This window comes from Vibrio sp. 1978, assembly GCF_033344345.1.
The window spans coordinates 11962-38600 of record NZ_JAWPOP010000036.1 but is presented as its reverse complement, the minus strand read 5'-3'; the positions used below and the strand labels follow the sequence as shown (position 1 = coordinate 38600).

At 45.1% G+C, this 26639-nt stretch carries 27 protein-coding genes; 5 read left to right on the top strand and 22 right to left on the bottom strand.

The genetic code is table 11. The features are described from left to right. Positions 1-90: 90 nt before the first annotated feature. The 11 genes from ndk to trmJ all read right to left on the bottom strand — a co-directional run bounded on the left by ndk (position 91) and on the right by trmJ (position 8519). A complete protein-coding gene (ndk, locus tag R8N49_RS22820) occupies positions 91-516 on the bottom strand; it encodes a nucleoside-diphosphate kinase (RefSeq protein ID WP_005381702.1) in 426 nt (141 codons plus the stop codon). A gap of 95 nt (positions 517-611) precedes the next feature. Beyond that, positions 612-1910, bottom strand: a complete 1299-nt coding sequence (gene pepB, locus R8N49_RS22815) for an aminopeptidase PepB (RefSeq protein ID WP_005381709.1) — start codon at positions 1908-1910, stop codon at positions 612-614. A gap of 161 nt (positions 1911-2071) precedes the next feature. Continuing rightward, positions 2072-2266, bottom strand: coding sequence for a Fe-S cluster assembly protein IscX (iscX, locus tag R8N49_RS22810; RefSeq protein ID WP_005381711.1), 195 nt, complete (start codon positions 2264-2266; stop codon positions 2072-2074). A gap of 44 nt (positions 2267-2310) precedes the next feature. Further along, positions 2311-2649 (bottom strand): ISC system 2Fe-2S type ferredoxin, encoded by a 339-nt coding sequence (gene fdx, locus R8N49_RS22805; protein ID WP_005381713.1) that lies wholly within the window; start codon positions 2647-2649, stop codon positions 2311-2313. A 13-nt stretch (positions 2650-2662) separates the two neighbouring features. Beyond that, positions 2663-4516 carry a Fe-S protein assembly chaperone HscA gene (gene hscA / locus R8N49_RS22800; RefSeq protein WP_017820567.1) on the bottom strand — a complete coding sequence of 618 codons (1854 nt, stop codon included), beginning with the start codon at positions 4514-4516 and terminating at the stop codon, positions 2663-2665. A 21-nt stretch (positions 4517-4537) separates the two neighbouring features. Continuing rightward, entirely contained in the window at positions 4538-5053 is a 516-nt protein-coding gene (hscB, locus tag R8N49_RS22795) for a co-chaperone HscB (protein WP_033905803.1), read from the bottom strand. 55 nt (positions 5054-5108) lie between these two features. Next, positions 5109-5432, bottom strand: coding sequence for an iron-sulfur cluster assembly protein IscA (iscA, locus tag R8N49_RS22790; RefSeq protein WP_005381717.1), 324 nt, complete (start codon positions 5430-5432; stop codon positions 5109-5111). A gap of 70 nt (positions 5433-5502) precedes the next feature. After that, entirely contained in the window at positions 5503-5886 is a 384-nt protein-coding gene (iscU, locus tag R8N49_RS22785; protein WP_005381718.1) for a Fe-S cluster assembly scaffold IscU, read from the bottom strand. 38 nt (positions 5887-5924) lie between these two features. Then, complete coding sequence (locus R8N49_RS22780; RefSeq protein ID WP_005381719.1) at positions 5925-7139, bottom strand: IscS subfamily cysteine desulfurase; 1215 nt, start codon at positions 7137-7139, stop codon at positions 5925-5927. Positions 7140-7167: 28 nt separating this feature from the next. Continuing rightward, on the bottom strand, positions 7168-7674 hold the full coding sequence (iscR, locus tag R8N49_RS22775; RefSeq protein ID WP_005381720.1) for a Fe-S cluster assembly transcriptional regulator IscR: 507 nt from the start codon (positions 7672-7674) through the stop codon (positions 7168-7170). Between the two features lie 125 nt (positions 7675-7799). Further along, positions 7800-8519 carry a tRNA (cytosine(32)/uridine(32)-2'-O)-methyltransferase TrmJ gene (gene trmJ / locus R8N49_RS22770; protein ID WP_017633919.1) on the bottom strand — a complete coding sequence of 240 codons (720 nt, stop codon included), beginning with the start codon at positions 8517-8519 and terminating at the stop codon, positions 7800-7802. Positions 8520-8750: 231 nt separating this feature from the next. Here trmJ and suhB point away from each other — a divergent pair, with 231 nt between their 5' ends. Then, positions 8751-9554, top strand: coding sequence for an inositol-1-monophosphatase (gene suhB / locus R8N49_RS22765; protein WP_005381722.1), 804 nt, complete (start codon positions 8751-8753; stop codon positions 9552-9554). Between the two features lie 209 nt (positions 9555-9763). Here the strand turns inward: suhB and secF are convergent, their stop codons facing one another. The 6 genes from secF to R8N49_RS22735 all read right to left on the bottom strand — a co-directional run bounded on the left by secF (position 9764) and on the right by R8N49_RS22735 (position 16882). Further along, positions 9764-10711, bottom strand: a complete 948-nt coding sequence (secF, locus tag R8N49_RS22760; protein ID WP_005383689.1) for a protein translocase subunit SecF — start codon at positions 10709-10711, stop codon at positions 9764-9766. A 14-nt stretch (positions 10712-10725) separates the two neighbouring features. Next, entirely contained in the window at positions 10726-12582 is a 1857-nt protein-coding gene (secD, locus tag R8N49_RS22755) for a protein translocase subunit SecD (protein ID WP_318190094.1), read from the bottom strand. A 21-nt stretch (positions 12583-12603) separates the two neighbouring features. Beyond that, positions 12604-12933, bottom strand: coding sequence for a preprotein translocase subunit YajC (gene yajC, locus R8N49_RS22750; protein WP_005381725.1), 330 nt, complete (start codon positions 12931-12933; stop codon positions 12604-12606). Positions 12934-13110: 177 nt separating this feature from the next. After that, the gene (gene tgt, locus R8N49_RS22745) at positions 13111-14247 is read right to left on the bottom strand and encodes a tRNA guanosine(34) transglycosylase Tgt (RefSeq protein WP_005381727.1); all 1137 of its coding nucleotides are present in this window, start codon (positions 14245-14247) and stop codon (positions 13111-13113) included. A 147-nt stretch (positions 14248-14394) separates the two neighbouring features. Beyond that, complete coding sequence (queA, locus tag R8N49_RS22740) at positions 14395-15447, bottom strand: tRNA preQ1(34) S-adenosylmethionine ribosyltransferase-isomerase QueA (protein WP_132937061.1); 1053 nt, start codon at positions 15445-15447, stop codon at positions 14395-14397. A 268-nt stretch (positions 15448-15715) separates the two neighbouring features. After that, positions 15716-16882 (bottom strand): trypsin-like serine protease, encoded by a 1167-nt coding sequence (locus R8N49_RS22735; RefSeq protein WP_132937062.1) that lies wholly within the window; start codon positions 16880-16882, stop codon positions 15716-15718. Between the two features lie 312 nt (positions 16883-17194). Here R8N49_RS22735 and R8N49_RS22730 point away from each other — a divergent pair, with 312 nt between their 5' ends. Next, on the top strand, positions 17195-17644 hold the full coding sequence (locus R8N49_RS22730; RefSeq protein WP_017820562.1) for a CBS domain-containing protein: 450 nt from the start codon (positions 17195-17197) through the stop codon (positions 17642-17644). A 123-nt stretch (positions 17645-17767) separates the two neighbouring features. Here R8N49_RS22730 and aceA read toward each other — a convergent pair whose 3' ends face one another. The 3 genes from aceA to R8N49_RS22715 all read right to left on the bottom strand — a co-directional run bounded on the left by aceA (position 17768) and on the right by R8N49_RS22715 (position 22342). Beyond that, positions 17768-19081 (bottom strand): isocitrate lyase, encoded by a 1314-nt coding sequence (gene aceA, locus R8N49_RS22725; protein WP_005381733.1) that lies wholly within the window; start codon positions 19079-19081, stop codon positions 17768-17770. 120 nt (positions 19082-19201) lie between these two features. Then, a complete protein-coding gene (gene aceB, locus R8N49_RS22720; RefSeq protein ID WP_165935380.1) occupies positions 19202-20830 on the bottom strand; it encodes a malate synthase A in 1629 nt (542 codons plus the stop codon). A 606-nt stretch (positions 20831-21436) separates the two neighbouring features. Next, positions 21437-22342 (bottom strand): hydrogen peroxide-inducible genes activator, encoded by a 906-nt coding sequence (locus tag R8N49_RS22715; RefSeq protein ID WP_005383681.1) that lies wholly within the window; start codon positions 22340-22342, stop codon positions 21437-21439. Between the two features lie 199 nt (positions 22343-22541). Here R8N49_RS22715 and R8N49_RS22710 point away from each other — a divergent pair, with 199 nt between their 5' ends. The 3 genes from R8N49_RS22710 to ppk2 all read left to right on the top strand — a co-directional run bounded on the left by R8N49_RS22710 (position 22542) and on the right by ppk2 (position 25027). Beyond that, entirely contained in the window at positions 22542-23153 is a 612-nt protein-coding gene (locus R8N49_RS22710; protein WP_005381738.1) for a peroxiredoxin C, read from the top strand. A 283-nt stretch (positions 23154-23436) separates the two neighbouring features. After that, positions 23437-24180 (top strand): copper homeostasis protein CutC, encoded by a 744-nt coding sequence (locus R8N49_RS22705; RefSeq protein ID WP_132937069.1) that lies wholly within the window; start codon positions 23437-23439, stop codon positions 24178-24180. Between the two features lie 70 nt (positions 24181-24250). Further along, positions 24251-25027 (top strand): polyphosphate kinase 2, encoded by a 777-nt coding sequence (ppk2, locus tag R8N49_RS22700; protein WP_132937064.1) that lies wholly within the window; start codon positions 24251-24253, stop codon positions 25025-25027. A 62-nt stretch (positions 25028-25089) separates the two neighbouring features. Here ppk2 and phoU read toward each other — a convergent pair whose 3' ends face one another. Both phoU and pstB read right to left on the bottom strand, forming a co-directional pair. Continuing rightward, positions 25090-25788 carry a phosphate signaling complex protein PhoU gene (gene phoU, locus R8N49_RS22695; RefSeq protein WP_005381744.1) on the bottom strand — a complete coding sequence of 233 codons (699 nt, stop codon included), beginning with the start codon at positions 25786-25788 and terminating at the stop codon, positions 25090-25092. 30 nt (positions 25789-25818) lie between these two features. After that, positions 25819-26637 (bottom strand): phosphate ABC transporter ATP-binding protein PstB, encoded by an 819-nt coding sequence (gene pstB / locus R8N49_RS22690; RefSeq protein WP_005381745.1) that lies wholly within the window; start codon positions 26635-26637, stop codon positions 25819-25821. Between the last annotated feature and the right edge of the window lie 2 nt (positions 26638-26639).

Below are 26639 nucleotides of genomic sequence, written 5' to 3'. Positions count from 1 at the left end.
ATCCTAGGGTCATCTGGTGATACAGATGGTTCACTCTTGTCGTGGTGAACAACGCTTCATACGACTTCAGGTCGCACATGCATGAACGAGTTAGCGAGAGAAAACTTCTGATTCAGGGAAGAAAAACTCAATTTCACGAGCGGCAGACTCAGGGCTATCTGAACCATGAACTGAATTGTGACGCATGCTGAGTGCGTAATCAGCACGCAAAGTGCCACATGCCGCGTCCTCTGGGTTGGTTTTACCCATTAGCTCGCGGTAACGTGCAATCGCATTTTCGCCTTCCAATACCTGAACCATAATAGGACCAGATGTCATGAACTCTTTTAGAGGAGGGAAAAACTCTTTACCTTCATGCTCTGCATAAAAGCCGCTTGCCTGATCTTCTGTCAGGTGAACCATTTTGGCAGCGATGATACGTAGGCCAGCCTTTTCAATACGATTGTAGATTTCACCAATTAGGTTTCGCTCTACAGCATCAGGCTTAATGATTGAAAATGTTCTTTCTAGAGCCATAAAATTTCCTTTCTGTACTTGTAATAATAGTTGTGCTTTTAAAGTGACTTACTGGGTAAGAGCAGCACTCAAACAAGAGAGTGCTGCAATCAATCTTATTTTCCAGCTTGCTCATTGAGGAAACGAGCAAGTGTACGAACACCCATCCCCGTTGCTCCCGCAGCCCATTTATCAGAAGCGGCTTTACGATACGTACCCGCACAGTCGAAATGTAACCAGCCTTTCTTGTAGTCCTCAACGAAGTAAGACAAGAATGCAGCAGCAGTACTTGCACCTGGAGAATAATCACCAGAGCTGATATTCGATAAATCGGCAAAATTAGATGGCAACATTTCTCGATGGAAATCAGCAAGTGGTAGCGGCCACAAGCCTTCTTTTTCCTGGTTTGCCGCCGTGAGGGCTTGATGCGATAGCTCATCATCAAAGCTCATTAGCGCATGGTAATCGTTACCTAACGCATTCTTCGCTGCGCCTGTTAGCGTCGCGCAGTCAATAATTAACTCAGGCTTTTGCTCACTGGCGTAGATAAGACCGTCTGCAAGCACCAAGCGACCTTCCGCGTCGGTATTCATAATCTCAACGGTTTTGCCGTTTTTGTAAGTGATGATGTCGCCAAGCTTAAGGGCACGGCCAGAAACCATGTTCTCAGCACAACACAAGATCAGTTTTACGCGCTTGTTTAAACCGCGCAAGATAGCTAATCCTAGGCCACCAGTGATAGTACCCGAGCCACCCATATCTGCTTTCATTGCACTCATGAAGGTAGAAGGCTTCAAGCTGTAACCACCGGAATCAAAGGTGATGCCTTTACCCACAAGACATGCGAATACAGGTGCGTTTTCGTCACCAGTTGGGTTGTAGTCTAACTGAAGCATCGCAGAAGTACGCTCAGAACCACGGCCTACTGCGTAAATACCTTCCCAACCTTCTGCCAACAAGTCTTTGTCTTTGACGATACGTGCTGTCACAGTGCCTTTCGGCGCAACAGATTTAATGAATTCAGCAGCCATTGTCGCTAGCTGACGAGGAGCAACTTCTTCTGCCGTTTTGTTGATAATATCGCGGGTAAAATCAGTCGAAGTAATACGAGCTTGAAGCTCTGCTTGATCTTCATCAGACAATGCTGCCCACTCAACTGAGCCATGTTTTTTAGGGTTACGGAACCCTTGGTGGAAAGCCCATACGCTCTCTAGATCCCAGTTATCACCAGAAAGAAAAATAGAACGAATTCCTTGGCCATCTAGCTGACGAGCTGCACGTTGAATTGCGCCGAGATCATGACCTTCACCTAAGTGAATAGTTGCGCCGTTTTCAGCGAATGAAAGCAGTGCTTTTTCACCCCAATGTGGTGCTGCCGACTCTTGACTTAAAAATACAGACATCTGTGTAGACATGGTTTCTCCTTGTCTTATAGCAGCGTTGCCTACGCTGCTTCTTTTTAATAACTCACGGATGTTAGCATTATGTAGGGCAAAAATGTCAATTGGATAAAAAAACGGACCTAAAGGTCCGCTTTTTTTAGTAAGAATTGTTAACTAGGCTGTGTTTTACAGACTTAGTCCGCTTCGTCCATCCAGCACATGATAACGGCTTCTAGAATCTTTTCATTAGAACGGTTTGGCTCATCGTCAAACTCATCTAACTCCATGATCCATTGATGAAGATCGGTAAAACGCACTGTTTTTGGATCGACATCTGGAAACTTGTCACAAAGTTCAATCGCGATATCGCGAGAATCTGTCCATTTCATTGCTCATCTTCCTTTTGCTTCTTCCCTATATTGGGAAGATAGTTTTAGTGATCTTCTGAAGCGTGGTTTAGTGTGTATTTAGGAATTTCTACCACCAAGTCTTCATCAGCAATTCTCGCCTGACACCCTAGGCGTGACTCAGGCTCTAGACCCCACGCTTTATCTAGCATGTCGTCTTCTAGTTCTTCACTTTCTTCTAGTGAATCAAAACCTTCACGGATGATTACGTGGCAGGTAGTACACGCACATGACTTCTCACACGCATGTTCAATACCGATACCGTTTTTTAGCGCTACGTCTAGAACGGTGTCACCAGAGTTTGCTTCCAACACTGCACCTTCTGGGCACAAATCGTCGTGTGGTAATACAATAATCTTAGGCATAACTACTTATCTCTTATATATCGTCTACTGATTGACCTGACAACGCAGCTCGAATCGATTTATCCATACGGCGTGATGCGAAATCTTGGCTCGCTTTATCGGTATCTTTAATGCCTTGCTCTATCGCATCTGCATCATCACCATTACGCAGCTCAATCAAGGCTTCGATGGCTTTAATCAAGTTTTGTTTCTCTTGTTCTGATAGTAAGTCATCACCATCAGCTTGCATCGCTGCAATCAAACCTTCTATCACTCGGTCGGCTTCAACACGCTGCTCAGCTAAGGCACGAGCTTGCATGTCTTCTTTTGCGTGCGTCATTGAATCACGCAACATATCCGCCACTTCATTGTCACTTAAGCCGTAAGAAGGTTTTACTTGAATCTCTGATTGAACACCAGTGCTCTTCTCCATTGCCGTAACAGAAAGAAGGCCATCAGCGTCAACTTGGTAAGTCACGCGAATATGTGCCGCACCCGCTGCCATCGGAGGAATACCTTTTAACGAGAAGCGAGCAAGTGAACGACAGTCATCAACCATTTCACGTTCACCTTGTACCACATGAACACTCATCGCCGTTTGGCCATCTTTGAATGTGGTAAATTCTTGCGCACGCGCAACGGGAATCGTAGTGTTGCGGGGGATGATCTTCTCGACCAAACCACCCATGGTTTCAATACCGAGCGACAGTGGAATCACATCAAGAAGCAACATTTCAGAGTCAGGCTTGTTACCCGCGAGAATGTCTGCTTGGATACCCGCGCCGATTGCAACAACTTCATCAGGGTTAATGCTTGTCAGGGGTGTGCGACCAAAAAACTCGCCTACCATTTCACGAACCAGCAATGTACGGGTTGAGCCACCAACCATGACGACCTCGAGTACTTCATCTGCGTCGACATCCGCATCTTTTAATGCGCGACGACAAGACATCAGTGTTTTCTTCACTAGCGGACGAATCAGATCTTCGAACTGCTCGCGAGTCACGGTGCCTTTCCAACCAAAAACGTCAACGTCAACACTGTCTTGCTCAGAGAAAGCAATCTTAGCTTCAGTAGCAATGTTCAACAGTGTACGGTTCTTTTCTGCAGAAAGCGGCGCTTCTAGACCCGCTTGCTCCATTAAATAATCGGCAAATAAATGGTCGAAGTCGTCACCGCCTAATGCAGAGTCGCCACCTGTTGCTAATACTTCAAATACGCCTTTCGATAAACGTAGGATAGAGATATCAAAAGTACCGCCACCTAGATCGTAAACCGCAATCACACCTTCTTGACCTGAGTCTAGGCCATAAGCAATTGCCGCAGCGGTTGGTTCGTTAAGTAGACGGAGAACATGAAGACCAGCTAATTTCGCCGCATCTTTTGTACCTGCACGTTGCGCGTCATCAAAGTAAGCAGGAACGGTAATAACGACACCTGCTAACTCACCACCTAACGTATCTTCAGCTCGCTTACCCAATACTTTTAGGATGTCCGCAGATACTTCAATCGGGTTTTTGTCACCTTGAGGTGTTTGCAAAATTGGCAGGCCGTTTTCACTCTCTTTAAAACGATAAGGAAGTGAAGAGTAACGGGACTGAATGTCCTTTAATGAACGACCGATCAAACGTTTTACAGAGATAATCGTGTTCTCTGGTTCAAACTCTGCTTTGGCTTTGGCTTCGTGGCCGACCGTTAACGTTTCCTCAGCGTAATTAACGACTGAAGGTAAAATAGTACGGCCCTGCTCGTCCGCAAGTGGAGTTGCATCGCCGCTACGTACAGAAGCAACCAAAGAGTTGGTAGTACCTAAGTCGATACCCGCTGCTAACTTATGCTCATGAGGTGCCGAGCTTTGGCCCGGTTCTGCGATTTGAAGTAGTGCCATGATAGGTCCTTGTCACGCTTACTAGCCGAGGAGTTTGTCTTCGACTAGCTCAATTTCGTTCTTTAGTTTGGCAATGAATTTTAGCTTACGAACTCGGTCTGCGGCTTCAGCCCATAGACCATCATCAAGCTCTTGCTCGACGCTTGCCAGATGCTGTTTGTACATTTTGCTGACCTTAGAGTCGAAGTCAAAAAGCGCCGATTCAGGATCGGACTTGTCAGCAATCTCTTCCAGTTCTTCGCGCAGTTCCATTTGCTCCATTAAGAACATCGGATCTTGCATTGTTTGCTGTTCACCTCGGATCTCAACACCTTGCTCTGCGAGGATATACTCGGCGCGAGAAATAGGATTTTTCAGAACTTGATAGGCATCGTTGATTTGCGCCGCCTTTTGCACCGCCATCAAACGGTCACGTTCTGAGCCCGTTGCAAAGTTATCCGGGTGGAAGCGTTTTTGTAGTTCTCGGAACTGAGAAGAAAGAAGGCTACCATCCAGCTTAAACTGACTTGGTAGCCCAAATAATTCAAAGTGATTCATTAAGTTCGGGTCCTAGTAAAGCCTTCCGGACTCGTTTGCCCAGAAGGACAATCAATTAGACGTTGAAGCTTTCACCACAACCACATTCACTTTTCGCGTTAGGGTTGTTGAATTCAAAACCTTCATTCAACCCTTCTTTCACGTAATCCAATTCAGTACCATCTAGGTACACTAAGCTCTTTTGATCGATGATAATTTTCACTCCAGAGAGTTCAAATACTTCGTCTTCTTCATTGAGCTCATCAACAAACTCAAGTACGTATGCCATGCCGGAACAGCCAGTCGTCTTCACTCCAAGACGTAAACCGATACCTTTGCCTCGGTTATCTAGGAATGCTCTTACGCGACTTGCCGCTGATTCTGTCATTGTGATGGCCATACTGCACCTTAGTCTGTCTAAATTTCGATTGGAATGGGAGCGTCAAAGCTCCCATTATATTACGGAATAATTATTCTTGGTGTTTTTTCTTGTAGTCAGCAACCGCTGCTTTGATTGCATCTTCAGCAAGAATAGAACAGTGAACTTTCACTGGTGGAAGCTCTAGCTCTTCAGCAATCTCAGAGTTTTTAATTGCTGCCGCTTCATCAACTGACTTACCTTTTACCCACTCAGTTACTAGTGAGCTTGATGCGATTGCACTACCACAACCGTATGTTTTGAACTTCGCATCTTCGATGATACCTTCAGGTGTCACTTTGATTTGAAGCTTCATTACGTCACCACACGCAGGAGCGCCAACCATGCCGCTACCTACTGATGGATCTTCTTTATCGAATGAACCAACGTTACGTGGGTTCTCGTAGTGATCAATTACTTTTTCGCTGTATGCCATGATAAATTACCTCGAATCCTCTATTTCAATCCCTGAGATTAATGGTGAGCCCATTCAACAGTGCTCAAATCAATCCCTTCTTTGTACATATCCCATAGAGGAGACATGTCGCGTAGCTTAGTCACTGCAACGCGGATTTGTTCAATTGCGTAATCAATTTCTTCTTCAGTCGTGAAACGACCAAACGAGAAACGAACCGAGCTGTGAGCCAATTCGTCATCCATGCCTAGGGCACGAAGAACGTAAGAAGGCTCAAGGCTTGCAGACGTACAAGCACTACCAGAAGATACCGCTAGATCTTTAAGCGACATTAGTAGTGATTCACCTTCTACGAATGCGAAACTGATGTTTAGGTTGTGTGGTACACGCTGCTCAAAGTCACCGTTTACCGTCACTGCTTCTAAGTCTTTCACGCCATCAAAAAGACGGTTACGAAGCGCTAAAGCATGATCGTAATCTTTTTGCATGTCTTCTTTTGCAATGCGGAATGCTTCACCCATGCCTACGATTTGGTGAGTAGGTAGTGTACCAGAGCGGAAACCACGCTCATGACCGCCACCGTGCATTTGCGCTTCAAGACGAATACGAGGCTTACGACGTACGTAAAGTGCACCGATACCTTTAGGACCGTAAACTTTGTGAGCAGAAAGTGAAATTAGATCAACTTTCATCTCTTGAACGTCGATTGGTAATTTACCTGCAGATTGCGCAGCGTCCACGTGGAAAACAATTTTACGCTCACGGCACAGTTCGCCGATCGCTGTAATGTCTTGAACCACACCAATCTCGTTGTTTACATGCATAATAGACACAAGCACGGTGTCATCACGCATGGCTGCTCTAAGCTTCTCTAGATCGATCAAGCCATTTGATTCTGGCTCAAGGTAAGTCACTTCAAAGCCTTCACGCTCAAGTTGACGACATGGGTCAAGAACGGCTTTGTGCTCTGTTTTACAAGTGATTACGTGCTTGCCTTTCTTCGAGTAAAAGTGCGCTGCACCTTTAATCGCAAGGTTGTCTGATTCTGTCGCACCAGATGTAAATACGATTTCGCGAGGATCTGCATTTAGAAGGTCAGCAATTTGCTCACGAGCAGTATCGACCGCTTCTTCTGCCTGCCAGCCGTAACGGTGCGAACGTGACGCTGGGTTGCCAAATGTGCCATCCATTGTCATGTACTGAACCATTTTTTCAGCAACACGTGGATCAACTGGACATGTAGCGGAATAATCAAGATAAATCGGCAGTTTCATTCTCTACTCCAATGTAAAAAGCTGACCGCTAAGAGCGGACGTTTACACCGATGGGCGCGGCGGTTGTATTTTTGTTTGATAGCCCATGGGTTACCGCCAGATCAATGTCCTGACGATCAGAAATTTCGAGTACTTCATTGTCTGTCATCAACTCACCAAGAGTGATGTTATTCAAAAAGTCACTAATGCGAGAGCTTAGGTCACGCCACAGCGTGTGAGTAAGGCAACGTGTTCCACCTTGGCAATCTCCTTTACCTTGGCATTTGGTTGCATCTACTGACTCATCAACGGCAGCAATCACGGTACCAATAGCGATACTGTGAGCGTCGGCACCAAGTCGGTAACCACCACCAGGACCACGAACGCTGGCAACGAGACCTGCTTTACGCAATTTTGAAAATAGCTGCTCTAAGTAAGAGAGCGAGATCCCTTGACGCTCTGAAATATCAGCCAGAGGTACAGGGTTTTGTTGCGAATGCAGTGCCACATCCAGCATGGCTGTCACCGCATATCTTCCTTTAGATGTAAGTTTCATACCACACCGTATCCACATGGTTTGTAATGGTTAAGATTTTTCCATACCTGAGTAATTTGGTCAAGTATTTATTTGACCATTTTACTCAGGTATTCATCCTCACATCTAAAGTGGTTATTATTCACTCAGAACTTCTTTTCTATCGAAGTCAAAACGCCTCGTAGAATATTAAGTTCTTGGGTTTCTGGTCGAGCACGAGAGAACAAACGGCGCAACTTATTCATCACCTGTCCAGGTTGCTCTTTGTTAATAAACTGGGTCTCAACCATCACCTTTTCAAGATGCTCGAAGAACAATTCGAGTTCTCGATGACGCGGGTATTCTTCCGATTCATTTGGGGAAAACTGGCTTTGCTCTAAGTTCAAGTGTGCAACTCGCACTTCGTAACTGAGAGTTTGTACAGCCATCGCTAGGTTAAGCGAGCTGTACTCAGGATTAGCGGGAATACAAACATGGTAGTGGCACTTTTGTAGCTCTTCGTTTGTCAAACCAGTTCTTTCTCGGCCAAACACGAGCGCAACCGGATGCTTTCGGCCTTCAACTGCAAATTTCTCACCGCATTCACGTGGCTCGAGCATTGGCCATTCTAATGTACGAGAGCGGGCGCTAGAACCCACAACAAGGCCACAATCTTCAACCGCTTCTTCTAATGTGCCGACAATCTTTGCATTTTGAGCAATATCACCAGCACCCGCAGCTAAAGCAAGAGTTTGTTCATCCACTTCACATTGTGGATCGACTAATACTAGTTGGTTTAAACCCATCACTTTCATTGCTCGAGCTGCTGAGCCAATATTGCCTGAATGAGAGGTACCTACGAGTACAATTTTTACTTGATCCAACATCTGTGTTTGCTACCTAAATTAAAACCGCAGAATGTTATCATAGTTTTTTAAGACACCCTAGAGGCAAGCAGACCTCTCTTCTCATTCTTGGTTATTGTTCTCGTCCGCAGTATGATCTGTACACTCAGTCGGCCGCAATTAGAGTAAAAAATAACCACTTCCCTTTTTGATTATCTCTGGTATACTCGCCGCCGCTTTCATTTGTTCTTTAACATCCGTTGGGAAATTCGTATGCATCCAATGCTAAACATTGCTATTCGCGCTGCGCGAAAGGCAGGCAATCATATTGCTAAATCATTAGAAAACACTGATAAAGTAGAATCTACTCTTAAAGGCACTAATGACTTTGTCACTAACGTAGACAAAGAAGCAGAATACATCATCATCGATACTATCAAGCAGTCTTACCCTGAGCACTGTATCGTTGCTGAAGAACAAGGTCTTATCGAAGGTAAAGATAAAGACGTACAATGGATCATCGACCCACTGGATGGCACCACTAACTTTGTAAAAGGTTACCCAACTTTCGCGGTTTCTATCGCTGTTCGTATTAAGGGCAAAACTGAAGTTGCTTGTGTTTACGATCCAATGCAAAACGAGCTATTCACTGCACAACGCGGTGCCGGCGCTCAACTAAACAGTGCACGTATTCGTGTTGCTCAACTAAAAGACCTTCAAGGTACTGTTCTAGCAACAGGCTTCCCATTCAAGCAGAAACAACACGCTGAGTCTTACATCAAGATCGTTGGTGCGCTATTCACTGAATGTGCTGATTTCCGTCGTAGCGGCTCTGCTGCTCTTGACCTTTGTTACGTGGCTGCTGGCCGTGTTGATGGTTACTTCGAGCTAGGCCTAAAACCTTGGGATATGGCAGCAGGTGAGCTTATTGCTCGTGAAGCTGGCGCAATCCTAACAGACTTTGCTGGCGGCACTGACTACATGAAGTCTGGTAACATCGTTGCTTCAAGCGCTCGTGGCGTAAAATCTATCCTTAAGCACATCCGCGAAAACGGTAACAGCGCGATCCTTAAGTAAGATTTGAAAGTCATATATAGCCCGTCACGCTGATGACTTTAGAAAGCCCCGCTCATTGAGCGGGGCTTTTTTGTATCTACTGCTTCGTATCGACTTAGCTGTAGCTGAAGGCTCTTCATACAGAGAGGCTCTACAAGCTCACGACTCTATTCAGATACAAAAAAACCGCTGATTGCTCAGCGGTTTTTGTTTTCGGTTCTCAATCTGCCTTATGGCATTTCGTCGAACTCTGCACCTTCTTTTTCTACTTGAGGTGGCATCAAGTGCTCTTTCTGGATGCCCAGTTTCAGCGCTAGTGCTGATGCTACGTAGATAGAAGAGTAAGTACCAACAGTGATACCGAGTAAAAGTGCAGTTGCGAAGCCGTGAATCATAGCACCACCCTGCATGAACAGTGCAATTACTACGAACAAGGTTGTACCCGACGTAATCAATGTACGGCTCAATGTTTGAGTGATTGAAGCGTCCATGATATCCGAAGGTTCACCCTTACGCATCTTACGGAAGTTTTCACGAATCCGGTCAAATACAACGATGGTATCGTTGAGTGAGTAGCCCACAACCGTCAGTAGCGCAGCTACGATGGTCAGGTCAACTTCAATTTGTAGAAACGAGAAGACACCTAGCGTGATAATTATATCGTGAGCCAATGCCATTACCGCACCAGCCGCTAGACGCCATTCAAATCGCATCGATACATAAAGCAGGATACAGATCAGCGATACCAAGATCGCTAGACCACCAGCTTCTGTTAGCTCATCACCAACGTTGGGACCTACGAACTCAATACGACGCATTTCTACGCTTTCGCCAGTACCATCTTTGATAGCACCAATGATTTGGTTACCTAGCGTTTCACCAGAAACGTCATCACGTGGACGAAGACGGACCATGACTTCACGAGCACTACCGAAGTTTTGTACTGTCGCATCGCCAAAGCCTTTTGAATCTAGTGCTGCACGAATCTCTTCAAGGTTTGCTGGCTGTTCAAAACCGACCTCGATAAGAGTACCGCCAGTGAAATCTAGACCCCAATTAAGCCACTTGGTTGACAAAGTGAAGATAGAAGCAGCAATCATTATAATTGAAAAAACGAATGCTACTTTCGACCAACGCATAAAGCCGATCGTCTTCTCTGCTTTTAGAATTTGAAACATATTAATTCCCAGCCTTAGATCGACAATTTATCAACGCGTTTGCCACCGTGGATCAGGTTCACGATACAACGTGTACCAATAATGGCGGTGAACATTGAAGTTAAGATACCGATAGATAGAGTAACTGCGAAACCTTTCACCGCACCTGTACCGACCGCAAATAGAATGATTGCAGTAATTAGTGTTGTGATGTTCGCATCAGCAATCGTGCTGAATGCATTCGCGTAACCTTGGTGAATCGCTTGTTGTGGACTACGTCCATCACGAATTTCTTCACGGATACGCTCGAAGATCAGTACGTTCGCATCAACCGCCATACCGACTGTTAACACGATACCGGCTATCCCCGGAAGCGTCATGGTAGCGCCTGGAATCATCGACATAACACCAATGATAAGCACCAAGTTTGCCATTAGAGCGATGTTTGCAATCAAACCAAAGCCGCGGTAGTAAAGCAGCGTAAATAGCATTACGGCAACCATACCCCAGATACATGCTTGGATACCCATATCGATGTTTTGCTGGCCCATTGATGGACCAATGGTACGTTCTTCAACGATAGAGATAGGTGCAATCAGTGCACCAGCACGTAGTAGAAGTGCTAGGTTGTGTGCTTCTGCAGCAGAGTCGATACCTGTAATACGGAAGTTACGACCAAGAGCCGATTGAATCGTTGCTTGGTTGATGACTTCTTCATGCTTATCCAGAATAACTTTGCCTTCAGGCGTACGACGGCCACTGTCTTTGTATTCTGCAAACACGGTAGCCATTAGCTTACCAATGTTCTTCTTAGAGAACGCAGACATCTTATTACCACCTTCGCTGTCTAGCGAGATGTTAACTTGTGGACGACCATATTCATCAACACTTGAGCTTGCATCTGTGATGCTTTGACCGCCAAGAATAACGCGCTTCTTAAGCACAACTGGGCGACCATCACGGTCCATCTTGATTTCACTACCTGCTGGCGCACGACCATTTGCCGCTGCCGATAGGTCAGCTTTATCATCAACTTCACGGAATTCAAGCGTTGCCGTAGCTCCGAGAATTTCTTTTGCACGAGCAGTGTCTTGAACACCAGGCAGTTCAACTACAATGCGACTAGCACCTTGACGTTGAACCAATGGTTCCGCAACACCTAGTTCGTTGACACGATTACGTAAAATCGTAATGTTTTGCTCAACAGCATAGTTACGGATCTCTTGTAAACGTTGCTCAGTAAAGGTTGCAGTAAGAGCGTAACGGCCATTTGAATCAGAATCGACAAAAATCATGTCCGGGTGATTCTTTTCTAGCGTTGCTTTCGCTTCTGCTAATTGCTCTTCGTTACGCAACAACACTTCTACCGCTTCTTTTCCAGAAGGGCGGATTGCACGGTAACGAATCTTGGCGTCACGAAGTTCGCTACGGAAAGCTTCTTCTTGTTGACCAACAAGCTTTTCCATCGCTGCATCCATATCCACTTCCATTAAGAAGTGAACACCACCGCGAAGGTCAAGACCTAGCTTCAATGGTGACGCGCCAATCGCTTCTAGCCAATCGGGTGTAGAAGGTGCAAGGTTAAGTGCAACAATTGTGTCTTTGCCTAGCGCTTCGCTGATGACATCACGAGCACTGATTTGTGTGTCAGTGTCGTTAAAACGAACAAGAATTGATCCATCTTCGAGAGCAATGGATTTATGAGAAAGTTGCTCTTTGTTAAGAGCAGTAGTGACAGCATCCAGCGTTGACATATCTACAGAGGCGCCACGCGCCCCTGTAACTTGAATAGCCGGATCTTCACCGTAGATATTTGGAAGTGCGTATAACGCAGCGGTGATGATGGCAAAAAGCACCATCAAGTACTTCCATAATGGATAACGGTTTAGCACAGCGAGGATCCTTTAGCTGTTTTATAGAGACTTAAGCGTACCTTTTGGTAGCACTGCAGTGATGAAGTCTTTCTTGATTACTACTTCATTGTTCGCGTTAAGCTCAATTGAAATGTAGTCATTGTCTTCAGCAATCTTAGTGATTTTACCCACTAGGCCACCGCTAGTTAAAACTTCGTCGCCTTTGCCCATAGAAGCCATTAGGTTTTTGTGTTCTTTTACGCGTTTCGCTTGTGGGCGGTAAATCATGAAGTAAAAGATCACTGCGAACATGCCAAGCATGATTAGCATTTCAAAACCACCGCCTGCTGGCGCGCCTTCTGCTGCTGCGTGAGCCTGAGAAATAAACATTAAAACATCCTCATTATATTTTATTGATAATCAAACAAATTGGGCTTTCGCATTTTAGATTCAAGTCTGAGAGTAACTAATAGAGATCGCTCTCTCAAAAATAACGTGCGTTAGCCTACTTTATTAGCAAAAGCCTCTGGCGACATGCCAAAGGCTTTAATTCTTTTAGTTTTTCAATTACTGCTCTTTTGCTAGTGGTGGCACTTCACGGCCACGACGCTCATAGAACTCAGTAACAAATTCATCGAAGCGATCTTCATCAATTGCTTTACGAATGCTTTCCATCAGACGCTGGTAGTAACGCAGGTTATGGATTGTATTCAAGCGAGCGCCTAAGATTTCATTACAACGCTCTAAATGGTGAAGGTACGACTTGCTGTAGTTTTGACAAGTGTAACAGTCACAATGCGGATCCAATGGTGTTGTATCCGTTTTATGTTTCGCATTACGGATCTTGATCACACCACCAGTCACAAATAAGTGACCATTACGTGCGTTACGCGTTGGCATTACACAGTCAAACATGTCGATACCACGACGAACACCTTCAACCAAGTCTTCTGGCTTACCTACGCCCATCAAGTAGCGAGGTTTGTCTTCAGGAAGTTGAGGACAAGTATGCTCAAGAATACGGTGCATGTCTTCTTTAGGCTCACCTACTGCCAAACCACCAACCGCGTAACCGTCAAAACCGATTTCCGTTAGACCTTTTACCGACACATCACGTAAATCTTCGTAAACACCACCTTGGACAATACCAAATAGGTTGTTCGGGTTTTCTAGCTTCTCGAAGTGGTCACGTGAACGCTGTGCCCAGCGTAATGACATTTCCATCGATTTCTTCGCTTCATCGTGTGTCGCTGGGTAAGGCGTACACTCGTCAAAAATCATAACGATGTCAGAGCCCAGGTCTTTTTGAATTTCCATCGACTTTTCTGCGTCCATGAAAATCTTGTCACCGTTTACTGGGTTACGAAAGTGAACACCCTCTTCAGTGATCGTACGCATCTTACCAAGGCTGAATACTTGGAAGCCGCCTGAATCAGTAAGAATAGGACCGTGCCAGTTCATAAAATCGTGCAGGTCACCGTGCATTTTCATCACTTCTTGACCAGGACGTAGCCACAGGTGGAACGTATTACCTAGCAGAATTTCTGCACCAGTACCTTTTACTTCTTCTGGTGTCATACCTTTAACGGTACCGTAAGTACCTACTGGCATGAACGCAGGAGTTTGAACAGTGCCGCGTTCGAAAGTCAGTTGACCACGACGTGCATTGCCGTTTTTCTTCTTAAGATCGAATTTTAATTTCACGATGCCTCCGGGTGTCAGAGAAACAGTCTGACTGAGTGTTTAGGGCTCTACCCTACTTTAAGGAGCGGTCGCTTTTCCTTGCGAGAGACAAAGCAATGGATGCTTTATTTCCTAGCTTACTGCTAGCACTCGTAAATCTATTTTTAACTACGCCGTTTTCTTCTTGATGAACATTGAATCGCCATACGAGAAGAAACGGTATTTGTTTTCCACCGCATGTTTGTAAGCATTCATGGTGTTCTCGTATCCAGCAAATGCACTCACCAACATGATCAGTGTTGATTCAGGCAAGTGGAAGTTTGTGATCAAGCAATCCACCAACTGATATTCGTAACCAGGGAAAATAAAGATTTCTGTATCGCCAAAGAATGGGGCCAGCTCAGTCCCTTTTTGCAATGCGTCTTGCGCTGCACTTTCAAGTGAACGCACAGATGTTGTACCAACAGCAATAATTCGTCCGCCACGCGCTTTCGTCGCTTTAATTGCTTCGACGACTTCTTGCGGTACTTCTACGTACTCGGCATGCATGTGGTGATCGTTGATATTTTCCACTTTTACTGGCTGGAATGTACCCGCCCCAACGTGCAAAGTAACGTAAGCAAACTCTGCACCTTTCGCTTTGATTTTCTCCAAGAGAACATCATCAAAGTGAAGGCCCGCTGTCGGTGCCGCAACCGCACCTGGCTTTTGATTATATACCGTTTGGTAACGCTCTTTATCTGCATCTTCGTCTGGACGGTCGATGTAAGGAGGAAGCGGCATATGGCCGATTTCTTCCAGAATTTCTAGTACCGTCTTATCAGAACTAAATTTCAGTTCAAATAAAGCATCATGGCGTGCAACCATTTCTGCTGAATATTCATCATTCTCGCCAACAATAATGGTTGTACCTGGTTTTGGTGATTTAGAGCAACGAACGTGCGCGAGGATGCTTTTCTCATCCAACATGCGCTCCACTAGCACTTCTAATTTACCGCCCGACTCCTTGCGGCCAAAAAGACGAGCAGGAATAACACGAGTATTATTAAACACCACTAAGTCACCGGGTTGAACTTGGCCCAATACATCAATAAATGTGCCATCAATGAGCTCTCCGGTATTGCCGTCCATTTGCAGCAGTCGGCTAGCGGTACGCTCTGGTTGAGGGTAGCGAGCGATGAGTTCATCTGGAAGGTCGAAATGGAAATCTGATACTTGCATGTTACTTGTCTTATCTATTGGTCAAATCACGTCTAGGCGACGATAAAATTGCGACGAGTTTTTCGCAGCAGACTAGTATATGTTTACATGCTGCAATAGCAAGCAAATCACCAGAATATAGCAGTAAAAGCCATGGTGAAGAGTGTAATAAAACGTGAAAAGCCTCGATTACTTGGCACTATTTTTAATTTGAGCCCCAAAGAGAGAACATGAAAAAAGCAAAGCAACGTACACCGCTGCTTATTAGTTTGGCATTCCAATCGCCCTATCAAACCTCACGCTTTCGCCACAAGAATAACGGCACGAATAAACCCAATAACCAAAACCCTAGACTGCCACCTTCATCATCTGAGCCTTTGAAATCACAGTTATTGGTCGCAATGCCATCGTGACACTCTTTATTGTCACCACTTTCATTGTTAGCACTTTTGATAAAATTCGGCGCAATGATGTAACGACTTGGTGGCGCATCGGCAGTAATGTAAGACTGTACCCAGTCGTAATAGTGGCTCACCTTGGTATAGAAACTTGGGATCGTCAAAGAGCCACACGTTGGTAGAATAAGAGGGCCGCCACTAACAATACCAATTTGTTTGCCGGTCGCCACATCGACCAACGGGCCACCACTGTCACCTTTACATGCAGAGTTGCCATATTGGGTATGGCTATCCGGCTCCAATACATGGTTTTGTGTTGGTAGCGTACAAATTTTGGTTTGGTTGTCTCTTGAATCAATGATCCCCGGAAAACTGCTGCCAATTTCTAAACGCTCATAACATTTGTCGATGGGCAAAAATGTGCTAATGGTGGTTTTGAGCGTATTAGAAGGTTCAGAAGCATCCGGCTGAGTAGACCCCCATCCAAACACTTGCACATTTTCGACACGTTGATTGGTCAGGTAATTATCGTTCCAGTCCGCCGCCAAACGTGCTTCGATACTCTCCATGTCAACTTTACTCGCTAGGTCAGCAAAGCTCGCGTTTGCCACTGGGCGCGTGAGATACAGCAACGCGATGTCTGAATCTAAACCGGTTTGGATAGGTTTCACGTTGCCATTACTGTCGGTCTCAGCTTTTGAAATCCGGGTGTAATCCGGATGAACCACAACGTGAGACACCGGATAGAAGTTATCAAGCCCTGCAGAATTAAGTTCATACACATTCGCATTCACCGACAGCTCACCCGGCGGGGTCACATAGTAGGTTGCTTCATTGGTTCCTTGTCCCATCACCACACAGTGCGCCGCAGTCAGTACCCATTGCTCTGTCAGCATCGTTCCACCACACAGCGGAAACTCTGCCATATTACTTGCTCGCAAAGTAACGCGGTCAACAGGATCGGTTTGTTCATCTCCTAACACAATCGCCTGTGTTGATGGCACACTGAATGCCGCCACTGCCAGCGCAATAAGTTTGTTACACGTTGTTCGTTTCATCTAGGTTGCTGTCTTCAATTTGGTAAGCCTGGACGTATCTTCTTCGAGAGAAGAATCTTGGAAAATCCAGCGAATAAAAATGTGCGATTCAATTCATTGGATTACCTTGGGAACACATTCAATATCAACTAAAAATGCCAACTGACTCGCACACAAACCGACTTATTCAAATTAATAAAAACACCAATAAAACACAGATTACGCAGCCCATCAGCATTGTGCTATTTAATTGATGAAAAACGAGTTAGCTCCCAGATATACAGAAAAATATTCTCTATATTTAAGAGAAGGACAATGCCGCTGGAGGTCTCTATGATCAAGGTTGAAGACATGATGACTCGTAATCCTCATACCTTACTGCGCACGCACACCTTGCGTGATGCAAAAAGCATGATGGATGCGCTTGATATTCGACACATTCCTGTTGTTGATGCCAATAACCACTTACAAGGCTTGGTGACTCAACGCGACATTCTTGCTGCTCAAGAATCGAGCTTGCACCCAGATGAGGCTGAACAATCTTTTACTTTAGACACACCGCTCTACGAAATGATGCACACCAACATCATGACGGCAGAGCCTATCGCGGGGCTCAAAGAGAGCGCTATCTATATGCAAAAGCATAAAGTTGGCTGTCTACCTGTTGTCACCAAAGGTCGATTGGTCGGCATTATTACTGATAGTGACTTCGTGACGATTGCGATTAACTTATTGGAACTACAAGAAGAAGTGGAACCTGAAGAAATCGAGCAGGAAGAGTAGTACGCAAGCGTATTCTCTTTGTTGTAAGTTTCGTTTTTACACCGGTTAAACGAAAAAAGAGCGGCAGGGTTGCCGCTCAAAATGCCATTACTGACGCTGATTAAGGAAGTGTTTCTCTGCCAATTAGAATTGGTCTTCTTCGGTCGAACCTGTCAATGCTGTCACTGAAGAGTTACCACCTTGGATAGTATTGGTCATTCTATCGAAGTAACCTGTACCTACTTCTTGTTGGTGCGCAACAAACGTATAGCCTTTTTCAGCTGCTTGGAATTCAGGACGCTGAACTTTCTCAACATAATGACGCATACCTTCACCTTGAGCGTAAGCGTGCGCCAGTTCAAACATGTTGAACCACATGTTGTGAATGCCTGCTAGCGTGATGAATTGGTACTTGTAGCCCATGTCTGCAAGCTCTTGTTGGAACTTAGCAATGGTTTCTGCATCTAGGTTTTTCTCCCAGTTGAATGAAGGCGAGCAGTTGTACGCCAACAATTGATCTGGGTATTCAGCGTGAATTGCTTCTGCAAACTTACGTGCTTCTTCCAAACATGGCGTAGCCGTTTCACACCAAATCAAGTCTGCATATGGTGCGTAAGCCAGGCCGCGAGAGATCGCTTGGTCGATACCCGCGCGAACGCGGTAGAAACCTTCTTGAGTACGCTCACCTTCGATGAAGTCTTTATCATATGGGTCGCAATCTGAAGTAATGAGATCCGCCGCATTCGCATCAGTACGAGCAATAACTAATGTTGTTGTACCCGCTACGTCAGCAGCCAAACGAGCTGCAACGAGCTTTTGTACCGCTTCTTGCGTAGGAACTAATACCTTACCACCCATATGGCCACACTTTTTCACCGATGCTAACTGGTCTTCAAAGTGAACGCCCGCGGCACCGGCTTCGATCATCGATTTCATTAGTTCGTAAGCGTTAAGCACACCACCAAAGCCCGCTTCAGCATCCGCTACGATAGGTAGGAAGTAATCAATACCACCTTCATCTTCAGGCGTCTTACCAGCAGCCCACTGAATTTGGTCTGCACGACGGAATGAGTTGTTGATGCGTTTTACTACTGACGGTACAGAATCTACTGGGTAAAGAGATTGGTCTGGATACATCGTCGAAGCGGTGTTGTTATCCGCCGCTACCTGCCAGCCTGACAAGTAAATCGCTTCAATACCTGCTTTAGCTTGTTGAACCGCTTGACCACCCGTTAGCGCACCAAGACAGTTTACGTAACCTTTTTTCGCACTACCGTTGACCAGTGACCAAAGTTTGTCTGCACCACGTTGTGCAATTGTGTTTGCAGGCACCATAGAGCCACGCAGTTCCACCACTTCCTCGGCAGTGTAAGTACGCTTCACATTTTTCCAGCGTGGGTTAGTTGCCCAGTCTTTTTCCAGAGCTTCAATTTGTTGGCGGCGAGTTAAGTTAGTCATTGGTCTATCCCTCTTTATAATTTGCACTTTATGCGTGTGCGTTGAGTTTCCGTTCTCAGGCAGTACTTCCCTATCTGCCTTGAAAATCCTTCACGTTATTGGTGTTACAGTTATTCTTTATTAATCCAGGTAGTCATAACCAGGAACTGTCAAAAAGTTGGTCAGTTCATCGCTCGTCGTGAGCCTTGCCATTAAGTCTGCTGCTTCTTCAAATCGACCCGCATGGTAGCGCTGCTCGCCAATTTCTTGCTTCACGACTTCAATCTCCTCTTTGAGATAGAGCTCGAACAGCTCTTTAGTGACCTTTAATCCGTTGTCTAGCGACTTGCCGTGTTGAATCCATTGCCAGATAGAGGCGCGTGAGATTTCTGCCGTTGCTGCGTCTTCCATCAGTCCGTAAATCGGCACACAACCATTGCCAGAAATCCAAGCTTCGATGTATTGCAGCGCAACGCGAATATTGTGGCGCATTCCGCCTTCAGTGCGCTCGCCTTCACAAGGCTCAAGCAGTTCAGCTGCTGTAATAGGCGCATCCTCTGCACGGCTCACATCCAACTGGTTGGTGCGTTCACCCAGCACAGCACTAAAGACTTCCATAGCAGTGTCAGCCAAACCTGGATGAGCCACCCAAGTACCGTCGTGGCCGTTGTTAGCTTCTAACGATTTGTCAGTCTGGATCTTGTCTAATACTTTTTGATTCTCTTTCGGGTCTTTAGCTGGGATAAATGCGGCCATTCCTCCCATCGCGAAAGCACCTCGTTTATGGCAAGTACGTACCAATAATCGCGAGTAAGCGTTTAAGAATGGCTTGTCCATCGTTACCACTTGGCGATCTGGCAGTACTCGGTCTGAGTGTTTTTTCAATGTTTTGATATAGCTAAAGATGTAATCCCAGCGACCACAGTTCAAACCAACGATGTGTTCTTTAAGCGAGAACAGAATCTCGTCCATTTCGAATACCGCTGGTAAGGTTTCAATCAGCACAGTCGCTTTGATCGTGCCTGTATCCAAACCGAAGTAGTCTTCCGTGAAATGGAACACTTCGCTCCACCACTTCGCTTCGTGATGCGATTGCAGTTTTGGAAGGTAGAAATAAGGGCCACTGCCTTTTTGAAGTAACGCTTTGTAGTTGTTATAGAAATACAGAGCGAAATCGAATAGCGCACCTGGAATGATCTGACCGTGCCACGAAACGTGTTTTTCTTTTAAATGAAGGCCGCGAACACGGCAGATCAACACCGCTGGGTCATCTTCCAGCTGATAATGTTTGCCATTGCCAGGATTGGTGTAACTGATGGTGCCATTAACAGCATCGCGCAAGTTAATTTGACCATCTAGCACTTTACTCCATGCAGGAGACATTGAATCTTCGAAGTCTGCCATGAACACTTTTACATTCGCATTCAGTGCGTTAATCACCATCTTGCGGTCAGTTGGTCCGGTAATCTCCACACGGCGATCTTGCAGATCTTGTGGGATTCCTAGGATCTTCCAACTTCCTTCACGGATGTCTTGTGTCTCTGGTAGAAAATCTGGTAGCTCACCAGCATCAATACGTGCTTGCTTCTCTTCTCTTGCTTCCAGCAACTGTTCAACACGTCCGGCAAATTTTTCACACAGTAGAGATAAAAAGGTTTGGGCTTCAACAGGGAAAATTGCTTGATGTTCTGGAGCAACGACTCCATTCACCTCAAGCATGCCTTGGGTTTGCTTTAGTTGTTGTGTTTTTTGTTCTGTCTGAGCAAGCATAATCATTCATCCTTAACGTGCTTTATCAATCTTGGGCAGTCAGCGTAAAGCTACATTTGTAAGTTATGAACAACAAATTACATCCTTTAACTTTGTGTTCAACTCGTCTAGCTATGCCGATAGATTGCGTAATGCTACGTGTATTTTCAATCTAGACATAAGTCGTATCGGCCTTTAAATAAGCTATATCAACAAGGGGTTTAGTGAAACCCCCAATATAAACAAAACAGAAAATTCAAAGTTTTATTCCGCAAGGTAAAAACCATCTATCAAGCGCCTTATTTTGTAAGTTATTACGTAATAAAATTACATTAAATTTAAAGTCGTTTTATCATTTCAAACAAGCGTATGAATATAGACTGGTAAACAAACACCTTGTATTCACAAGGGCTGAAGAGATGTATTTAAACAGGGGTCAAACAAGGTATGCAGGGCTTTGTGTAAAATTAACATTGTGAAATTTCACTATTTTATGAAAGCTTCATCAAAGAAGAGCTGTAAAATTTTACAAGTCAAAGTTTACCAACAGAATAAAATACTAGAAAGCGCACTGTTTCCAGTGCGCTTTTAGATAAATAATGGAGAAGTAAGGGCTAATACTAATAGCTAAAGCAGCTCTGAAACGACTTCTGCAAGTTGATTAAATGTTTTCGTTCTTGACGAGCTCGGACGCCAAACTAAGCCGATTTCGCGATAAGCTTGTTTACCTGGAGGATCGATCACGACTAAATTCTGGTTATGCAGCAAGCCATGGTCGATAGCCATTTGAGGAATGAACGTTGTTCCCAAACCATTCGCAACCATTTGCACCAGTGTATGGAGGCTGGTTGCCGTAAACGGATTGATTTTTTCTTTGTCTGTTAATTTACACGCTGATACCGCATGTTCCGTTAAGCAATGTTCTTTCTCTAGTAGAAAGACGGATTCGTCAGGTAAATCCGCGTAACGAATCGGCACAGGGACCGATTGGGCTTGATTAGCGCTTATAACCATTCGAAACGGATCCTTACCCACTACTCGGCTTTCCATGCCATCAATTTCGACTGGTAACGCTAAAATAAGCACATCCAGCTCACCATGTCTGAGCGCTTGAAGTAAGTTTGTCGTCGTGTCTTCTCTTAATAAAAGATTCAGTTGTGGAAAACGGTAGTTCACCTCTTGTACCAAATCACACAGTAAAAACGGAGCAATTGTTGGTATACATCCTACTTTTAGCTGGCCTTGCATATCGTCGCCTTGGCACATACGTCCAAGCTCGACCAAATCTTGCCCTTTTGCTAACAGCTCTCGCCCCTGCTTTACTACCATTTCTCCTGTTTGGGTAAAAACCAGTGGACTTTTCTTGTCTTTCTTTTCATATAATGGACAGCCAATCAACTCCTCTAAGTTTTGAATACCCTTACTTAAAGTCGACTGACTGACAAAACAACGCTCTGCAGCGTCACTAAAATGTCTTGTTTCATGCAGTGTGACTAAATAGTGTAACTGCTTCAAACTGGGCCATTTATTCATAATTGTATTTGTATCTACCGCCGTTCCAGTGATCGAGTTAAGAGTGTTGTTATTATCGTTTTTTTCGATTAACTCAATCTATTTATTTCGCTTTTTTCAATACTACAATCTGTACTATAGTTTGTCTCGTACAAACACGAACCAAACCGACACAACTGAATTCGGTTTGGAGCTAACCATACTTTTTAGGAGCAAAAAAATGGTACTAGTAGGTCGTCAAGCCCCTGATTTTACTGCAGCAGCTGTTCTAGGTAACGGTGAAATCGTTGAAAACTTCAACTTTGCAGAGTTCACTAAAGGTAAGAAAGCAGTAGTATTCTTCTACCCACTAGATTTCACTTTCGTTTGCCCATCTGAGCTAATCGCATTCGACAACCGTCTAGCTGACTTCCAAGCTAAAGGTGTTGAAGTAATCGGTGTTTCTATCGATTCTCAGTTCTCTCACAACGCATGGCGTAACACTGCTATCGAAGATGGCGGTATCGGTCAAGTTAAGTACCCACTAGTTGCTGACGTTAAGCACGAAATCTGTAAAGCTTACGACGTTGAGCACCCAGAAGCAGGCGTTGCTTTCCGTGGTTCTTTCCTAATCGACGAAGAAGGCGTTGTACGTCACCAAGTAGTTAACGACCTACCACTAGGCCGTAACATCGACGAAATGCTACGCATGGTTGACGCTCTTAACTTCCACCAGAAGCACGGCGAAGTATGTCCTGCACAATGGGAAGAAGGTAAAGCAGGTATGGACGCATCTCCAAAAGGTGTTGCAGCGTTCCTATCTGAGCACGCAGCTGACCTAGGCAAAAAATAATAGACCTTCACCCTAGCTCAACGGGTGTGATGGTTGGATGTATATAAAGCAATAAGCTAATGCGGAAAACCGCAAACGCCAATCAGTCTAAGTAAAGTCCTATCAAAGCCCAGAGCCTCTGCTCTGGGCTTTCTTTTTCCTTCAGATAAACCGCCAAAATGAGGTAACGCTTTAGCGTAAACTTTACCTCTATTTATCATCCCCTCCATACAGATTCTGCTTACTGGCCCTGTTAATATCTTAGCCACAACACTTATTTGTAACGTTAGCAGGATGAATGAACGTGGTTACTCACCTAGAAGTCTGTATTGATAATATTGAATCTCTGCACTACGCCATTGCTGGCGGCGCCACTCGGATTGAACTTTGCTCCTCTTTGGCTTTAGGCGGACTAACACCCAGTTATGGCTTTATGCAGCAAGCGGCTAAGCTTTCTAGTGTTCCAGTTTATGCCATGATCCGCCCACGCCAAGGTGACTTCTTCTACAATGAAGAAGAGATCGAAATGATGCGTTGGGATATTGAAGCAGCTCACCAATCAGGCTTGAGCGGTGTCGTGTTCGGCGTGCTCACTCAAGACGGTGATATTCATATGCCTTACGCGGCTGCGCTGTGTGAATTTGCTCAAGCGCTTGGCTTAGGCGTGACCTTCCATCGTTCCTTTGACCAGTGTCGTGACGCTGAAAAAGCTTTGGAAGAAGTGATCAGCTTAGGTTGTGAACGTATTTTAACCTCCGGTCTTGCGCCTTCAGCACCACAAGGGATCGATGTGCTTAGAGCTTTGGTTAAGCAAGCCCAAGGACGCATAGCAATCATGGCGGGTGCTGGCGTTAATGCGAGTAACGTACGTGCGTTAGTAGAAGACACTCAAGTTCCTGAAATCCATCTGTCAGGCAAAACCACACGCCCTAGCCAAATGACCTTTGTTGCTGAACAAAGCAAAATGGGCGCATCCGATGTCGATGATTTTTTAATCCCCATCACAAGTACACAAGCCATTACCGATGTCGTAGCAGCTCTCAAATAGACGACCGTAACCTCACGCGCATAGCTTTTGAGTGCTAACATATTGTTTATCAAGGAGTGAGGAAAGGTGTATGTCTAAATTGAAGAAAAAGGAATACGAAAAGGAGCTCAAAAACCTTCAAGTTGAGCTCGTAAAACTTCAAGAGTGGGTCAAACACAAAGGGTTAAAAGTGGTGGTTCTGTTTGAAGGACGTGATGCTGCGGGCAAAGGCGGAGTGATAAAGCGAATTACAGAAAAGCTAAACCCGCGTGTTTGTCGCGTAGTGGCTCTGCCTGCACCGACAGAAAAAGAAAAAACGCAATGGTACTTCCAACGTTACGTCGCTCATTTACCATCTGCTGGTGAAATCGTTTTATTTGACCGAAGTTGGTATAACCGAGCAGGTGTCGAAAAAGTCATGGGGTTCTGTACTCCAGACGAATACGAGGAGTTTTTACGCTCTTGCCCTGAATTCGAGAGAATGTTGCAACGATCTGGGATTATTCTGATTAAGTATTGGTTTTCGGTTTCAGACGAAGAGCAGGAAAAACGTTTTCTAGGTCGAATTGATACGCCGATCAAACGTTGGAAATTCAGCCCAATGGATTTAGAGTCACGTCATCGCTGGGCGGAGTATTCGGAAGCAAAAGATAAGATGTTTGCCTATACAGACACGAAAAACTGCCCTTGGTGGGTCGTCCCTTCTGATGACAAAAAGAAAGCGCGCTTGAACTGTATCAGTCATTTACTAAGCCAGATTGACTACAAAGCACTTGAGTACTCACCCATCGAATTACCTGAACTCAATAAAGAAGGTTACGTCAGAGCGCCCATTGATGATCAGACCTTCGTTCCTGATAAATATTAACGTGCTTTCCTTCTCTCTAATAAATAGGCCAGCCTAAAAGCTGGTCTATTTGCTGAAGTCAGTTACTTCAGTACGTCATCAATACTTTGATCACCTAGGTGGCGTACATCTTTCCCTTTCACAAAGTAAATAATGTATTCACAGATGTTCTGGCAGCGGTCCCCCACGCGTTCAATCGCGCGTGCCGACCACATCACTTGCAGAATATTAGGGATATTTTTTGGATCTTCCATCATGTATGTCATCAACTGACGAATCACCGCTTCATACTCGGCGTCTAGTTTGTCATCTTGTTTGTGCACCTCTGCTGCCGCTTCTACATCCATGCGGGCAAACGCATCTAAAACCTGATGCAGCATATTAATTGCCTGACGGCAGAGAGGCTCTAACGACACTTGGAATTGTCGTTCTTTTGATGATGGGCTTTCGATGGCAACGTAAGCAATGCGTGTCGCCACGTCACCGATACGTTCTAAATCAGTGATCGTTTTGATGATAGCCATGATTAAGCGCAAGTCTTTTGCCGTTGGCTGACGCTTAGCAATAATGCGTGTGCAGGCGTCATCGATCGAGACTTCCATCGCATTCACTTTATGATCGTCACGCACAACCTTACGCGCCAGTTCGATGTCTTCTTTATGCAAGGCTTGAATAGCATACGAAAGCTGCTGTTCTACCAAGCCACCCATGGTTAATACATGAGTACGAATCGATTCTAGCTCTACGTTAAATTGTCCTGAAATATGACGTCCAAAGTGCATGATGTTCCTTATTCCGTATAGAGTCGCGACTTAACCGTAGCGACCCGTAATGTAATCTTCGGTCTGTTTCTTCATTGGCGAAGTGAAGATCGAGTCCGCGTCAGAGTATTCAATTAACTTACCCATATGAATGAATGCAGTATGATCGCTCACTCTCGCCGCTTGTTGCATGTTATGGGTAACGATAACGACAGTATATTGAGTCTTCAGCTCATTGATAAGCTCTTCAATAGTTAAAGTTGAGATTGGATCCAACGCTGATGTTGGCTCGTCCAATAACAGGACTTCCGGCTCAATCGCCACCGCGCGCGCAATGACCAAGCGCTGTTGCTGACCACCAGATAAGCCAAATGCGTTCTCATGCAAGCGGTCTTTTACCTCATCCCACAACGCCGCCGAGCGCAAGGATCGCTCCACTGCGTCATCTAAACTGCGGCTGTTTTTTACACCTTGTAAGCGTAAGCCATAAACTACATTTTCATAAATAGACTTAGGAAATGGATTGGGTCTTTGAAACACCATCCCCACTCGGCGTCGAAGTGTCGCAACATCGACATTAGGATGATAAACATTCTTGCCATGGAGACGCACTTTGCCTGTGACTCGACACCCTTCCACTAAGTCGTTCATGCGATTGATGCAACGTAATAACGTCGACTTTCCACACCCTGAAGGACCGATAAAAGCAGTGACTCGCCCTTTGGGAATTCGCATCGAAATATCATGCAGCGCCTGAGTTTGACCATAGAACAGATTAAGGTTCTCGATTGAGATGGCTGTTTGTTCATCCGTTAAATTATGAACGTCCAATGGTGGCTCATAACCTAATGTACTATCAAAATTAAACATAC